This window comes from Luteibacter pinisoli (assembly GCF_006385595.1).
GTDB lineage: Bacteria > Pseudomonadota > Gammaproteobacteria > Xanthomonadales > Rhodanobacteraceae > Luteibacter > Luteibacter pinisoli.
In genome coordinates this window covers 4,275,689-4,290,276 of record NZ_CP041046.1, presented here as the reverse complement: position 1 = coordinate 4,290,276, position 14,588 = coordinate 4,275,689, and the positions used below count along the sequence as shown (strand labels likewise).

General features: G+C 67.2%; 9 protein-coding genes and 1 pseudogene. 4 read left to right on the top strand and 6 right to left on the bottom strand.

Going from position 1 to position 14,588, the window contains the following annotated elements; translation table 11 throughout:
* Positions 1–51: 51 nt before the first annotated feature.
* Positions 52–1,227, bottom strand: a pseudogene (locus FIV34_RS19475) (2-isopropylmalate synthase); the annotation flags it as partial.
* A gap of 526 nt (positions 1,228–1,753) precedes the next feature.
* Here FIV34_RS19475 and FIV34_RS19470 point away from each other — a divergent pair.
* Positions 1,754–2,659 (top strand): hypothetical protein, encoded by a 906-nt coding sequence (locus FIV34_RS19470; protein WP_139985146.1) that lies wholly within the window; start codon positions 1,754–1,756, stop codon positions 2,657–2,659.
* Between the two features lie 17 nt (positions 2,660–2,676).
* Positions 2,677–3,267 carry a hypothetical protein gene (locus FIV34_RS19465; RefSeq protein ID WP_139985145.1) on the top strand — a complete coding sequence of 197 codons (591 nt, stop codon included), beginning with the start codon at positions 2,677–2,679 and terminating at the stop codon, positions 3,265–3,267.
* On the opposite strand, the gene thrC is transcribed toward FIV34_RS19465, so the two are convergent.
* The 5 genes from thrC to FIV34_RS19440 form a co-directional block, all read right to left on the bottom strand.
* Positions 3,244–4,533 carry a threonine synthase gene (thrC, locus tag FIV34_RS19460; RefSeq protein WP_139985144.1) on the bottom strand — a complete coding sequence of 430 codons (1,290 nt, stop codon included), beginning with the start codon at positions 4,531–4,533 and terminating at the stop codon, positions 3,244–3,246. The two genes, FIV34_RS19465 and thrC, sit on opposite strands and share 24 nt — an antisense overlap.
* Before the next feature lie 2 nt (positions 4,534–4,535).
* Positions 4,536–5,492, bottom strand: coding sequence for a homoserine kinase (locus FIV34_RS19455; RefSeq protein WP_139985143.1), 957 nt, complete (start codon positions 5,490–5,492; stop codon positions 4,536–4,538).
* Positions 5,480–6,628, bottom strand: a complete 1,149-nt coding sequence (locus FIV34_RS19450; protein WP_139985142.1) for a homoserine dehydrogenase family protein — start codon at positions 6,626–6,628, stop codon at positions 5,480–5,482. The genes FIV34_RS19455 and FIV34_RS19450 overlap by 13 nt, the downstream gene beginning before the upstream one ends.
* 306 nt (positions 6,629–6,934) lie before the next feature.
* Entirely contained in the window at positions 6,935–8,926 is a 1,992-nt protein-coding gene (locus FIV34_RS19445) for a bifunctional 2',3'-cyclic-nucleotide 2'-phosphodiesterase/3'-nucleotidase (RefSeq protein WP_139985141.1), read from the bottom strand.
* Positions 8,927–9,015: 89 nt separating this feature from the next.
* Entirely contained in the window at positions 9,016–10,941 is a 1,926-nt protein-coding gene (locus tag FIV34_RS19440; protein WP_170207665.1) for an alkaline phosphatase family protein, read from the bottom strand.
* A 171-nt stretch (positions 10,942–11,112) separates the two neighbouring features.
* On the opposite strand from FIV34_RS19440, the gene FIV34_RS19435 reads away from it, so the two are divergent.
* The gene (locus FIV34_RS19435; protein WP_139985139.1) at positions 11,113–13,404 is read left to right on the top strand and encodes a TonB-dependent receptor; all 2,292 of its coding nucleotides are present in this window, start codon (positions 11,113–11,115) and stop codon (positions 13,402–13,404) included.
* 56 nt (positions 13,405–13,460) lie between these two features.
* Positions 13,461–14,501, top strand: a complete 1,041-nt coding sequence (locus FIV34_RS19430; RefSeq protein ID WP_246058691.1) for a glycerophosphodiester phosphodiesterase — start codon at positions 13,461–13,463, stop codon at positions 14,499–14,501.
* Positions 14,502–14,588 lie beyond the last annotated feature (87 nt).

The following is a 14,588-nucleotide window of genomic DNA, read 5'->3' as shown; positions in this document are numbered from 1 at the left end:
GGACTGGACCGCGACAGCGGCGGTCTCGTTGTCAGCCTCGTAGGCGCCCATCAGGGCCACGAGGTCATCGTTGGTGACGGAGCGCTGGCGGTCGGCGACGGCCTTGAAGCGCTCGAAGACGGTGTCCAGCGTGGTCTCGTCGATGTCGTAATCCAGTTCGACGAGGCGCTGGCGCAAGGCATGGCGGCCCGAATGCTTGCCGAGGACCAGCGAGGTCTTCGCGCCAACATCCTGCGGGCTCATGATTTCGTAGGTGCCGCGGTGCTTGAGCATGCCGTGCTGGTGGATGCCCGATTCATGCGCGAAGGCGTTGTCGCCGACGATGGCCTTGTTGCGCGGCACGGCCTGGCCGGTGACTTCGGCCAGCAGGCGCGAGGTCGGATACAGGTGCTGGGTGACGATGCCGGTGTCCAGCTTGAACAGCGGGCGGCGCGTGTGCAGCGCCATGACGATTTCTTCCAGTGCCGCGTTGCCGGCGCGCTCGCCGATACCATTGATGGTGCATTCCACCTGGCGTGCGCCTGCGCTGATCGCGGCCAGGCTGTTGGCCACCGCCATGCCCAGGTCGTCGTGGCAATGCGCGGAGAAGATGGCCTTGTCCACGCCGCGCACGTTGGCGCGCAGGTAGCGGAACATCTCGATGATTTCGGCGGGAGTGGTGTAACCGACGGTGTCGGGGGCGTTGAGCACCGTGGCGCCGGCTTCAACGGCGACCGAGAAGATCTCGGCGAGGTAGTCCGGCTCGGTGCGCAGGGCATCTTCGGCGGAGAATTCAACTTCGTGGGCCAGGGCCTTTGCCCGGTAGATCGCCTCGGCGGCGATGTCGATCACTTGCTGCTTGCTCTTGCCCAGCTTGTGCTCGCGATGCAGCGGCGAGGTGGACAGGAACAGGTGGATCCGTGAGTGTCGCGCGCCTTCCAGTGCCTTGCCCGCGGCATCGATATCACCTGCCTGACATCGTGCCAGGGCAGCCACCGTGGGCGCTTTCAGTGTTCGCGCGATCTCGGCCACGGCGGCGAAATCGTCGGGTGAAGCCTGTGGGAAGCCGGCTTCGATAATGTCGACACCCAGGTCTTCCAGGGCGTGCGCCATGCGCATCTTGGCGCGCCGGTCCATGGAAAACCCAGGGGCCTGCTCGCCGTCGCGCAAGGTGGTGTCGAAGATACGCACGCGGCCTACGTCGCTTTCGACGTCGCCGTGTGTACTGCCCTGGTGTGCTGGATTCATGTCTGGCTCCGCTCGTTGTCGAGGCGGGCCGGGCAATAAAAAACCCCGCATCCGTTTCCGGGTGCGGGGTTCTTCAGGAGTCTTCAGGTTATTTTTGCTTCACCTGGACACTTGCCCTTAGCCCGCACCTCCGCAGGTAATAAGTACAAGGTTAATAAGAAGGAGGCCGCCGCCGAGACGCAGCGTGCCGTCGACCTTGGTAAGTCGATTCAGGGCAAAGCGGCCATGGGTGTTGCGCTGCGTCATGTGATCGAACGTACGTCACCCGTTTGACGCGTGTCAACAGTTTCAGGTGTAAGAATTTTCCTAGGACCGTTTAGACGGCCAGACGTCCGAGTAGTGGTTCGGCACCGGACACCGCATAAGAATCCCGCTTCAGATCAAGTGGTATGCACGCTTTTGTATGAGAAAAATCCGAAAACGGACGGAGTGTGATGCAGGTCCCATTCGGCGCGTTGACCCACCCGCAAATGCCTACCTAGACTTGCCGCCGTTCCGCTCGGAACCACAACCCAAAGGATGAATCATGGCCAGTCTCCGGAAGGCCGGGGCGCGCATTCCTGCGCGGCTCGCGGCTGCTTTTTGCCTCGTTTTCCCGCTGCTCTCGTTCGCCGCCGAAACGGCCGCGCCCTTTGCCGAGTACGACGGCGATGACCGCTGGTCGACCATTCCGGCCCAGGCCGCGCAATGGCAGATGGCGGCCCACTGCGCCTGGGAGCGCTATGTCGGCTGCGAGCTGGGCAGCGTGCAGACCACCACGACGGGCTATGCCTACCGCTTCGTCCACGCCGTGTCGCGGCCCGGCGGTGGTGTGGTGCTGGAAGAACTCGATGGCCACGGCAACGGGGCGTGGTCCTGCCCGGCCGGGTTCGCCGTCTATAGCGAGTTCATGGGCGTGGACGTGGGCCCGTACCCCAACCGGATGATGGACCTGGGCACGGGCTTCCCGACCAAGTGCAAACCCATCGGGGCGAAGGCTGCCGACGCGGTGGCTGCCGAGGCGGGCAGCGCGCCCGAGGTAAGCGAGGACTTTGAACAGGGGAGGCTGGTCGAGCGGCATGTCGGGGGTGGGGACCCCGCGACGTGGTCGGTGGCATGGGACGCCACCGGCGCCGACGTGTCCGGGCGTGGGGAGCGCGAGGGCATCCAGGCACGCATCGAGCAGGGGAGGGCGGTGTCGTTGGGGAAGGGGCTACGGCTCGACTACGACGCCGAGGGTGCGCTGGACACCGTGCGGGGTAACGGGGGCACGGTGTTCTCGCGGGCCTGGGTCAACGATCCCGAGGGCCGGCTTGTCGCTGCCCTCCGCGATGCCAGGCATCGTCTTCCGACCGGCCCAGCCTCGGCGCCTGTCGACACGCTGGTCCGCCTGGGCGAGTCCATCGACGCGCTGCTGGATGGCCGCCGCGATCCGCACGCGCGTCCGCGCTGACCGGCCAGGAGACTTGAATGACTGCCTCATTCCTCGGCCGACTCATGGCGTCGGCCGCGCTGTTCCTTTGCGCTGCGAGCGCCCAGGCCGGATCCCATCTGGTCGCCACGCTGCGTGACAGCACCCCGCCGGGAACACACGACCGGGTGCTCGTCACCCTGGTGCTCACCAACGACGGCGACCAGCCTGTGCACGTGTTCGGGCCCGCTACACCCTTTATCGCGGCGGGCGGCCGTCTCGCCCGCGACCAGTTCGAGGCGGCCAATGCCTTCGGCCGCAAGGCGCCGTACCGCGGCCGATGGGTGAACTGGGGCGGCACCGTCATGGCCGTGTTCCGCCTGATCCAACCCGGCGAAGTCCTCGAGGCCACGGTGGACCTCACGAACGAATACGACTTCGGAACCGGCGGCCCGTTCACCCTCCGCTACGTCCTGTCGATGGACTGGACGCCTGACCCCGAGCGCAACACGACGGCGGAACTCGCGGCGTTCACTCCCGGCGGGCAACGGGTTGTCCAGTCGAACAGCGTGACGGTTATGGCACCGGCGTATCGGGAGCCGGTGGGGCGTGTGGCTTCGAAACGATCAGTCGCTATGCCAGCCGCGTAACCACTCCGCAAAAACACGATGGTCGGCCGCCAGCGGTTCGGCCGTCGCGTCGCGGGCAAGCATGGCGGCGAGGGCTTCGGGGACTTCCACTTCGCGGCCGATCAGGGGCTCGACGACGGTGTCGAATTTCGCGGGATGGGCGGTGGCGGCCATCGTCCATGCGCGGGTGTCGCCGGCGAGGCGGCGTTGTTCGAACACGCGGATGGCGGTGGCGGTGTGCGGGCAGAACAGTTCGCCGTCGCTGGCGGCGTGACGGCGGATGACGTCACGGATGGTGGCGTCGTCCACCGCGTGCGCGCTGCCATTAAGACGCGCGGCTTCGTCGCTGCCGAACAGGTGGCGCAGGCGTTCGAAGTTGCTGGGCGCGCCGACGTCCATGGCGTTGGCGATGGTCGCCACGGCATCACGCGCACGGTAGGGCTGGCCGCCGAAGAACTCGGGCAGCGTGTCGTTGGCGTTGCAGGCGAACACCACCTCCCCGATCGGCAGGCCGATTTCGCGTGCCCACAGGCAGGCCACCGCGTTGCCGAGGTTGCCGGTGGGGACGATGACGTTCATGGGCGGATTCTCGGCATTCAATGCCGCATGGCCGAAGTACGCCATCTGCGGCAGCAGGCGGCCGAGGCTGATGCTGTTGGCCGACGACAGCGGGACGTCGGCCTGCAGGGCGGGATCGCCGAAGGCGCCTTTCACGAGTCGCTGGCAGTCATCGAAGCTGCCTTCGACGCGCAGCGCGCGGACGTTGCCACCGAAGCTGCCCAGCTGGTGGGCCTGGCGCGGCGACACGCGGTTGTCGGGATAGAGGATGGCCACGCGCACGCCCGGCAGGCCGTGGAAAGCGGCGCCGACGGCGGCCCCCGTGTCGCCGGACGTCGCGACCAGGATGGTCAGCGGATCAGGATCGCCGGCACGCAGGCGCGAGATGCATGCCGCGAGAAAGCGCGCCCCGAAATCCTTGAACGCTGCGGTAGGCCCATGGAACAGCTCAAGCACATGCGCACCGGCAATGCGCAGCTCGCGGCGTGGCGCGGGATGGGCAAAGGCCTCGGCGCAGATGGCTTCGAGCTCGCTGGCTAGCGGATCCCCGGCAAAGAAGGGCTCCAGCATGGCTGCCGCGGTGCTGGCGAGATAACCGCCGGCCGGCAACGTGCCGACACGCGGCATGGTCTCGGGCACGTAGAGCCCACCATCCGGTGCAAGCCCGGTGGCGATCGCCGCGGAGAGGGACACTGGCGCGGCACCGCCGCGCGTACTCACATAACGCATCGTCACACCACCCGCGCGGCGGGGCCGTCGATGGGCGCGACCAGGGCATCGCTGGCGTGGCCGGCATGGCGGAACGCCGCCTGCATGTCGTGCGCGGCGGCCACCGCCGCCGCGCGATCTTCGAACCAGCCAAACACACTCGGGCCCGCACCGGAAATGCTGGCCCCGAACGCGCCATGGTCCAACGCGGCCTGTTTCACCGCGTAGAAACCCGGGATCAGCGGGGCGCGGCGCGGCTCGACCAGCACATCGGACAGGCCTTCGCGGACGAGATCGGCATCGCCGCGGTAGCAGCCCGCCAGCACCAGCGCGAGGTTGGCGCTCTGCGCCACGAACTCGCCGAGGGCGTAGTGGCCGGCCAGCGCGGCGCGCGCCTTGCGCGTTTCCAGCACCACGTGTGGATGGACCAGCGCGCAATGCCACTGCGCGGGAACCGGAATCCGCACCAGGCGCGACTCGGTGGCGAGCACCAGGCCACCCAGCAGCATGGGGCCGAGGTTGTCGCCATGGCGGCTGCCGCTGGCCACCACTTCGCCGTCCATCGCGAAGGGGTACAGCGCCTCGCGCGGCAGCGGCGTATCGAGCAGGGCATTCGCGGCCACCACGGCGGCCACGCACGACGCGGCCGAACCGCCCATGCCGGAGCCCAGCGCGATGCCCTTGTGCAGGGTGAGTTCGAAGCCGAAGGGCAGGTCCAGCGCGCGCAGCATGGAGAGCAGGGCGGCGCCTGCGGTGTTGTCTTCGGGCTTCAGTGGCAGGTCGCTGACTACGCCGTCGATCGCGGCGATGCGTACCTCGCGCTCGGGAATCCGGCGCACCTCGGCACGGTCGCCGGCGCCCTCGACGCAATGGCCGAGGATGTCGAAACCAATGCCGACGTTGCCGACGCTGGCGTAAGCCTCGGCGATGGCGACATCGGTGCGGGCGAGGGGCGAGGTGTCTTCTTTCAGCATGCGCATCGTTTTACTCCCATGGCGCCGGCCACGCGCAGCAGGTCGGTGAAGACCGCCGCGGCGGTGACCTCGGGGCCGGCACCCGGCCCCTGGACAACCAGGGCATTGTCGCAGTATCGGCGGGTGGCGAAACGCACCACGTTATCGGTGAGCTGGCCATGGGCGAAGGCGTGGCCGCGCTCAAGCACCTGCACGCCCACCGAGGCGCCGTCGCGGTCGAGGCGGGCGACGTGGCGTAGCACCCCGCCGGCGGCCTGGGCCCGGGCCAGCAGCTCGGCCATCGGCGCATCCATCGCCGGCAGGACTTCCATGAAGTCCTCGCGGGCGAGCCCGGCCAGGGCGGCCGGCACCAGGCTGTTCACCGCCACGTCGTCGAGCGAGAGCGGCAACCCGGCCTCGCGGGCCAGGATCACCAGCTTGCGGGCCACGTCCATGCCGGAAAGGTCGTCACGCGGGTCCGGCTCCGTGTAGCCGAGGTCATGGGCCTCGCGGACCAGCTGGGAGAACGGGATCGAGCCGTCGAAGCGGTTGAACAGCCACGCCAGGGTCCCGGAAAGCATGCCCTCGACGGCCGTCAGCTCGTCGCCGGTATCGATCAGGTCGCGCAGGGTCTGCACCACCGGCAGGCCCGCCCCCACCGTGCCTTCGTAGTGCAGGCGGGCGCCGCTGGCATCGGACGCGCGGGCGATGGCATGCCAGCGATCCAGGCAACCACTGGCCGCGCGCTTGTTGGGGGTGACTACGTGGATGCCGGCCGTGAGCCAGCCCGCATAGTGGTCGGCCACCGCGTCGCTGGCCGTACAGTCAGCGAGGACGGCGGCTTCCCCGTGCGGGCCGGCGACGTAGGCCGCGAACTCGTCCAGCGCGGCCGGGCGCCAGGTCTGCGCGCCGCCCATGCGGCCGTTCAGGGCCTCATCGTCGCAGTCCAGCCACATGTGCCGGCTGTCGCTGACCGCGCGCAGCCGCAGTTCCAGCCGGCATTCCCGCAGGAGCCGGGGTGCGGCGTGGCGCAGCTGGTGCAGGAAGGCGGTGCCGACCTTGCCGGGCCCGATGACGCCGACGTTGACGACAAGCGGGGGGAGCGCCGCGCGGACGGGCGCGGCGCGTAAGAGGGAACGGTGCAGATCGACAGCGATGGACACGAGCTAAGCCTCCGGTAGAGGCCCGTCACATCACGTAGGAGGGATTGCGGCTGAGATTCCTGGCGCCGGTCCCGTCCTGCGGGAGGTCGGGGCCGGCAGCGACATGGAACCTAAATGCGCGCGGACTCCGATCCTCCGACCGTAGTGGTCGTGGTGGTCGTAGTCGTGGTGGTGGTCATGGACGCAGCCGCGCCGGCCACGAAGGTGGCCAGGGTGGAACGCAGCGCGGGCGTCATGGGATGCATGGCCCGACGTTAGGCCCGCGTTGTGCACCGTGTCAAGCAGCAAAAAGTCATAGACCCACGCCTATTTCTTGCTGAGATCGATGGCGTAGGTGGCCGTGCCGTCGCCGTTGTCCTTCAGCTGGGTGATGTGCAGGCCAAGCGATTTGGCGAGGTCTTCCTTGCCGACGGCACCGGTAAAGGTCACCGGGCCTTTCACCTTCACCGGGACGAAGGTCCACGAGCGCTTGTCGACCAGCTTGCTGGTGATGGTCTTGTGCGCCTCGACCCACTTGATGACGACTTCGCGGTTGCCATCCGGCGCGTTGAGCACCACCGAATCACCGTTCATGCCCGGGAACTCGCCGCCGCCGTTGGCGCGGTAGCTGTTGGTCACCACGACGAACGCCTGGCCGTCCTTCACCGGCTTGCCTTTGTAGCGCAGGTTGCCGATGCGCTGGCCTTCCGGCTTGGTGACGTCGATGGTGTAGGTGATGCCGCCCTGGGCCTGGTCGAAGTTGTAGCCGGGCATCTTGCCGATCAGCGCCTGCTCGCCGTCCTTCGACGGATCGATCTGGTTGAAGCGCGTCGCCGACTTCTCCAGCCATGCCTTCACCGCGCTGCCATCGATCTTCACCGCGGCCAGCGTGTTCGGATAGAAGTACAGGTCGGCGGCGTTGCGGATCGTCAGCGGACCCTTCGCCACATCGGTGTAGTCATCCGGGCCGCCGAAGCCCGTGCGGAAGGCCGACGCGGTGGAGATCACCGGCACGTCCTTCAGGTCCGGGCGCGAGCGCGACAGCTCGTCACGCACGTAGTCGATCTGCGCGGCGTTGACGACGGCGAGGGCCGTCATGTTGCCTTCGTCGGCAAAGTAGCTGCTGAGGTCGTGGTCGGTCGCACCGATCGGCGTGTTCACGTAAGCGACCGCCGCCTCGTGCGCCTCCTTCACGATCGGCTCGATGGCCGGATCCGCATCGACGCACTGGCTCTTCTTCACGCAGATGGGGCGCACTTCGCTGTGGCTCTTGTCCTTCTCCACCACCCAGCGGCCACCCTCGCGCTTCATGCTGAGGTTGATAACGCCGAGGTCCTTGCCGAAGAAACCACCCATCACGGCCGGCACGCCACGGACGATGCCGCGCTTGGCGTCCACGTCCTTCATGCCGTCGTAGCGGGGCCCCGGGAACTCGGTGTGCGAGTGGCCCAGCAGCAGCGCGTCGATGCCCGGCACGCCGGCGAGGTACCAGCCACCGTTTTCCATCTGCGGCGTGTAAGGCGCGGTATTCAGGCCGCCGTGCAGGATCGCCACGACGAGGTCCGGATGCTGCGCCTGGATCTCGGGCATGTACTTCTGCGCCGCTTCCACCACGCCGGTGACGGTGACCTTGCCCTGCAGGTTGCGCTTGTCCCAGTCGAGGATCGGCGGCGGGGTGAAGCCGATGATGGCGATGCGGACATCCGTGGCGACATCCTTGCCGGCCGCGTTCTTCGCGTGCACCGTCTTGGTGACGATGGTCCACGGCTTGAAGATCGGCTGGCTGTCGCGCGCGCTGAACACGTTGGAGAGCACCAGCGGGAACTTCGGCCCCGCGCACGGCTTCGCCGTCACGCCGTCCACGTTCATCGCGGTGTTGGTCACCTGGGCGAGGAACGGCAGGCCATAGTTGAATTCGTGGTTGCCGGCGGTGCCGCCGTCGTAACCCACGCTGTCCATCGCCTTGTAGATGGCCAGCTCGCTGTCGCAGCCCACCGGCTTCACCAGCGCCTGGTAGTCGGCGAGGACGCTGCCCTGGATGGTGTCGCCGCTGTCGAACAGCACCGTGTTGGGGAATTCCTTGCGGGCCTGGTGGATCAGCGTGGCCACGCGCTCGTAGCCAAACGACGCGTCGTCTTTCTGCTTGTAGTAGTCGTACGAAAGGATGTTCGAGTGGACGTCGGTGGTCTCGAGGATCGCGAGGTCCAGCGTCGCGCCGTCGCCCAGGGTGGCCGGCTTGCCGGGTTTATCGGCGGGAGTGCTGGCGCAGGCGGCGAGCAGGGCGGCCGAAAGCGAGGCCAGCGCGAGGTGCTTGAACATCCGGGGGGTCCGTTTATCGATGGATCAGGGGGCGGAAACTAGCAGAATCCCGCGACAGGCGCCCACGCGTGGCGCCGTCGTGCCGCGGGTCACGGGCCGCGCTCGGCCCGGGCCTGGTCGAAGTAGGTGTAGACCTTGCCGTTATCGTCCAGCTGCTTCGTTTTCAGGATGAAGCGATAGGTGCTGCGGCCCATGGGCGTGCCGTCGACGCGGCGTACGTCCAGCCTGGTGGCGCTATCCGTGGTGACGTCGGCGGCCTTCACGGAAAGGCCCGCGCCGTCGCGGCCTTCCACGCCTTCGCGCAGCACGCGGCCGTCGGCCTTGCCCAGGTCGATGCCGAGCACGGCGGCCAGCGTCGGCGCCACGTCGACATTGCCGCTGGGCAGCTCGCTGCGCAGGTTTTTGCGGAAGTCGGGGCCGGTCATCAGCAGGGTGTTGTGCACGTCCACCGGGCTGAAGCTGCCGTGCATGCCGCGCTCGTTGCTCATGCTGGTGTACACCGTGCCGGGGAAGCCCTGGATCACGGCGTTCGCGTCGAAGTCGTAGCTGGCGATGATGTCCGGTGCGCGCTTGTTGGCCAGATGCACGGTGGCCAGCGGCAGGGTGCCGGGGATCTTGCCGTAGCGCGCATCGACGAAGATGGCGCCGAACATCTCGCGCGACTGCAGGAAGCGCACCGCCTTCTCCACCTGGGCGCGATCGTGCGACGGCAGGTAGAGGTATTCGCTGCCACCGTTCGGGGCGATGACGAAGGCGTCCTTCGGCAGGTCCGCTGGCACTTTGTACGCGGGCGTAGTGTACGGGCCGGGCTTGCCGCAGACGCGACCATCGTCGTCGAAGCGCGTGGGGTGCAGGGGCTTGCCGTTGGCGAGGACGCCGGACATCACCGGTGCGTAGATGCAGCCGAAGCCATCGAACGCGGTGAAACCGGCCTGGGTCATCTCGTCGGCGAGGCGGATGGCGCCCGAGCTGGAGAAGCCCCATTCGTTATCGACGCGGCCGACGCGGCCATCGGCGATCTGGCGCAGGGGGAACAGGTCGCGCGGGCCTGCCACGTTGCTGTGCGCGTGGTCGGAGACGATCACCAGGTCGGTGTCGCCGTCCATGCCCAGCGCTTTCAGCTTGGCCTGCAGCTGGCCGAGCAGCTCGTCCTGCGCGCGCAGGGCAAGGTGGAAATTCGGCGAGCCCACGCCGTACTGGTGCTCGGTGGAATCCGGGTTGCGCAGCCAGACGAAGCTGACGTCGGGCTTCTCCACCGGCAGGATGTACTCGAGGAAGGCCTTCATCAGGTACGCGTTCGACGCGGTCGGCGGGGCGCCGGCGCCATCGGAGGCATCCGAGGTGCTGCCGTCTTTCAGCGTCACCAGCGGGAGCTGGGCCGTGGGCGTGCCGTTGTCGGGTTCAAGCTGGAAGTGGTCCGCGTCGTACGCATGCACGATGTTGGCCGGCAGCGGGAAGCCGGCCTTTGAGAGCTTCTTGGCGAAGGCCAGCGGCAGGGCCACGTTCTCGTCGAGGATCGTGCCGCCTTCGTGGATATCCTGCAGGAACGCTGGGCCCGACTTGCCGACCACGGCCGTTTTCAGGCCCTTCTTCCGCGCGCGTTCCAGCAGGGTGGGCGCCTGCAGCAGCTCGTGGTGCCAGTGGTCGTCCAGCGCGCGGAGCACCGCATAGTCTTCCGTATACACCGGCGCGGCGAAGTCGCTGGGCACGCCCTTGGCATCGAAGCCGCTGGCGCCCGGGGCCCAGAAGCGGTTGCCGAAGAAGCCGATGGTGCCAGGGAACGAACCGGTGGCGAAGCTCGATGCATTGACCATGGTGAAGGTCGGGTACGTCGCGTGGTTATCCGCGAAGAACGTGCCTTCCTTCACCAGCGCCGCGAGATGCGGCGTGTCGTCTTCGCTGATCGCGTCCGGCCGCATGCCGTCCCAGACGAAGACGATGACACGATGAGCAGCGGAAGCCTCGGCGGCAAAAGCCAGGAGGAGCAGGGCAGCGAGGCGTTGGCGGAGTGACATGGGCCGGTCCGTCTGGGGGTGCGCCATTGTTCGGATGGAGTGTTGCAGTTTTGCGCGACTGCCACAAATGCGACGTGTGTCACCAAACCGGCGTCCGTCGAAAAGCCGTAAACAAACGTAAATACATGCGCTCCACGCTCGTCGGCTTCCTTCGTGTTGAGTTCGATCTTGATGAAGCCCATGCGCTCCGCCCTGTTCCTCGCCCTTGCCGCCGCGTTCGCCGTCCCCGTCCATGCCGAGGATGCCCCGCCGCCGAAAACCCAGGACCTGGAAGCGGTGTCGGTCATTGGCCAGGGCGAAACCCGCCAGGTGCAGCGCATCGTCCCGCAGGACCAGAAAGTGCTGCCGCCGGGCACGAGCCCTCAGAAGATTCTCAACCGCCTGCCCGGCGTGAACGTGGAATCGAATGACGCCTTCGGTGCCAACGAAGAGTCACAGACCATCACCCTGCGTGGCTTCAACACCACGCGCCTGGGCTACACGGTGGACGGCCTGCCGCTGGGCGACAACGCGTATGGCAACTACAACGGCCTGAACATCTCGCGTGCGCTGATCGCCGAGAACATGTCCACCGTGGAACTCTCCGAAGGCATCGGCGCCCTGGGCACCGCCTCCACCAGCAACCTCGGCGGTACCATCCAGTACTTCTCCGCCGATCCGTCAAAGAAGTTCGGCGGCAAGGTCGCGCAGACCTTCGGCAGCGACCACAACCGTCGCACCTATGCGCGCATCGACACCGGTGATTACAAGGGCTTCTCCATGTACCTCTCCGGCGTCAAGGCAGACGCGGACATGTGGGCCCAGCCGAACTCGAAGACCGATACCAAGCAGTTCAACGGCAAGGCCGTGTACGAGTTTGGCGACGGCAACCGCATCACCGGCTTCGCCGATACCTCGCGCACCAGCCAGGCGGATTACGCGTACCTCTCCAAGAGCGGCATGCAGCGTGGCCTGGGCTGGGACTGGAATCTCTATGCACCGGACTGGAACCGTGCGCTGGCCGCGGCGTACTGCGCACCCGCGTACACCATCGGTGGCGTGAAGGATGCGCGCTGCGGCTTCTCGGGCGGCGTGGACAACATCGACGATGCGTACTACCAGAGCCGCGCCCTGCGTCGTGACGACCTCTACTACGTGGCGGGCGACTTCACGGTGGCCGACGGCGGCACGCTGCACACGCAGGTGTACCACCATGAAAATGCGGGCCAGGGCCACTGGTGGTCGCCGGGGCAGAAGTCGTTCCCCGGTACGGCGGAGGAACTGCCGATCAGCATCCGCAGCACCAACTACACCATCAACCGCAATGGCGCGATCGCCTCGCTGGGCTGGGACTTGGGTGCGCATCACGTCGAAGGCGGCGTGTGGTACGAGCAGAACGACCACCACGTGGAACGCAACTTCTACTGGATCGACGGGCCGGTCAGCGATAACTACTACCTGCAGGGGCCGAACCGTCGCCTGTTTGCGCAGGACTACACCATCACCACCAAGCAGGCCTACCTGCAGGACAGCTTCAAGGCCTTCGATGATCGCCTGTCCGTGGACATCGGCGTGAAGAGCCCGCACACCACGATGAAGGCGGTGGAACTGCCGGGCGTGGAAAGCCCGTACGCCACGGGCACGCTCAAGGCCCAGAAGGCGCTGCTGCCGCAGGCGGGCCTCGCGTGGCAGCTGTCACCCGGGCAGGAGCTGTTCCTCTCCTACGCCAAGAACATCGCCTCCTTCCAGGGTGGTGGCGCCGGTGGCCCGCAGTCGGTGTCGCAGGCTGCCTTCGATGGCACCAAGAGCAGCCTGAAGCCGGAGCAGTCGCGCAGCATCGACGGCGGCTTCCGCAGCGTGGGCTCATTCTACGAAGCCTCCGTGGCGCTGTATGACGTGAAATTCGACAACCGCCTGCTCTCGCTCAATCCGTGCCCCAGCATCGAGGTGGGCACGCGCCCCGAGTGCAACACGGCCTTCGTCAACGTCGGTTCGGTGAGCAGCCGCGGCGCGGAGTTCACCTTCATCTGGAAGCCGGTGCAGGGCTTCCAGTGGTACAACTCGGCCTCGTTCAACCGTTCGAAGTACGATGACAACTACGTGGCCAATGGCGTGGTGGTGCCGGTGAAGGACAAGACGACCGTGGATACGCCCAAGCGCATGTTCGCCAGCGAGGTGAGCTACACCACCGGCCCGTGGACGGCGAGCCTGCGCGGCAAGTACACCGGCAAGCGCTACTACACCTATACCAATGACCAGAGCGTCGCCGGTGCCACCTCGTTTGATGCGGGCGCCAGCTACGACTTCGGAGCGATCGGCGAGCTGAAGGCCCTTACCCTGGCGCTGAACGTCACCAACCTGACCGACCACCGCTACGCCAGTAACCTCACCGCCTTCGCCGCCACGGACCCGCAGGGCCGCGCCCTGGCCTTCCACGCCAGCGCGCCCCGGCAGAGCTTCGTCACCCTGTCGGCGGACTTCTGATGAAGGCGACGGCGCTATCCTTCGCTCTCCTTGCCCTGATGAGCGGAGCCCTGCCGATGACTGCCCATGCCGTGGATGCCCGGCCCATCGCCGCGAAAGTCCTGGTGATCGGCCACCGCGGGGCCAGCGCCCTGCGGCCCGAGCACACGCTGGCGTCCTACGCCGTGGCCATTCGTGATGGCGCGGACTTCGTCGAGCCGGACCTGGTGTCGACGAAGGATGGCGTGCTCGTCATCCGCCACGAGAATGAGATCAGCGGTACCACCGATGTGGCGAACCACCCCGAGTTCGCCAGCCGGCGCACCACGAAAACCGTGGATGGCGTGCAGATCACCGGCTGGTTCACCGAGGATTTCACGCTGGCGGAGCTGAAGACGCTACGGGCCCGCGAGCGCCTGGCGGACATCCGCAAGGCGAATACCGCGTTCGACGGCCAGTTCAGCGTGCCCACCTTCGACGAGATGATCGAGTTCGTCGCGGCGGAAGCGTCGGCGCGCGGCAAGGTGCTGGGGATCATTCCCGAGATCAAGCACTCGACGTATTTCCGCGGCATCGGCCTGCCCATGGAAGACGCCGTGCTGGCGACCCTCGCCGCCCATGCGTACACCCGCACGGCGCCGGTGGAGATCCAGTCGTTCGAGGTGGGCAACCTGAAGTATCTGCGCGGGAAGCTCGGCACGAGCCATCCGAATATCCGCCTGCTCCAGCTGATGGAGGGGGCGGACGAGCACCCGGCGGACCTGCCCTCGCTCACCTACGGGCAGATGATGACCCCCGCCGGGCTGAAGGCCGTCCGTGGCTACGCCGACGCGATCGGCCCCTCCACGCGCAGCATCATCCCGCTGGCGAAGGACGGCCGGCTGGCCCCCGTGGCGCCGCTGGTCCATGACGCCCACGCGGCCGGCCTGGAGGTCCACCCGTACACCTTCCGCCCGGAAAACCACTTCCTCGCCGCGGATTTCCGCGACGGGGCGGGGGATGCGGCGCGCAACGAGGCGGGCTCCGTGGCGGAAATCCGCGCCTACCTGGCCACCGGCATCGATGCCTTTTTCACTGATGACCCCGCCCTGGGCCGGAAGGCCGTGGACGGCCGCTGAGGCCTTCCCCCACACGGGATTGCTGCGGGCGCTCGGCGACAGGGGGTCCCACGCCCGCTATGATCCGCGGTCACTCGTCATACCGTG

Excerpts from the sequence above, each read along its gene's own strand:
- FIV34_RS19455 (WP_139985143.1), bottom strand. The coding sequence starts at position 5,492 with ATGCGCATGCTGAAAGAAGACACCTCGCCCCTCGCCCGCACCGATGTC.
- FIV34_RS19430 (WP_246058691.1), top strand. The coding sequence starts at position 13,461 with ATGACTGCCCATGCCGTGGATGCCCGGCCCATCGCCGCGAAAGTCCTG.
- FIV34_RS19445 (WP_139985141.1), bottom strand. The coding sequence starts at position 8,926 with ATGTTCAAGCACCTCGCGCTGGCCTCGCTTTCGGCCGCCCTGCTCGCC.
- FIV34_RS19465 (WP_139985145.1), top strand. The coding sequence starts at position 2,677 with ATGACTGCCTCATTCCTCGGCCGACTCATGGCGTCGGCCGCGCTGTTC.
- FIV34_RS19470 (WP_139985146.1), top strand. The coding sequence starts at position 1,754 with ATGGCCAGTCTCCGGAAGGCCGGGGCGCGCATTCCTGCGCGGCTCGCG.
- thrC (WP_139985144.1), bottom strand. The coding sequence starts at position 4,533 with ATGCGTTATGTGAGTACGCGCGGCGGTGCCGCGCCAGTGTCCCTCTCC.
- FIV34_RS19435 (WP_139985139.1), top strand. The coding sequence starts at position 11,113 with ATGAAGCCCATGCGCTCCGCCCTGTTCCTCGCCCTTGCCGCCGCGTTC.
- FIV34_RS19440 (WP_170207665.1), bottom strand. The coding sequence starts at position 10,941 with ATGTCACTCCGCCAACGCCTCGCTGCCCTGCTCCTCCTGGCTTTTGCC.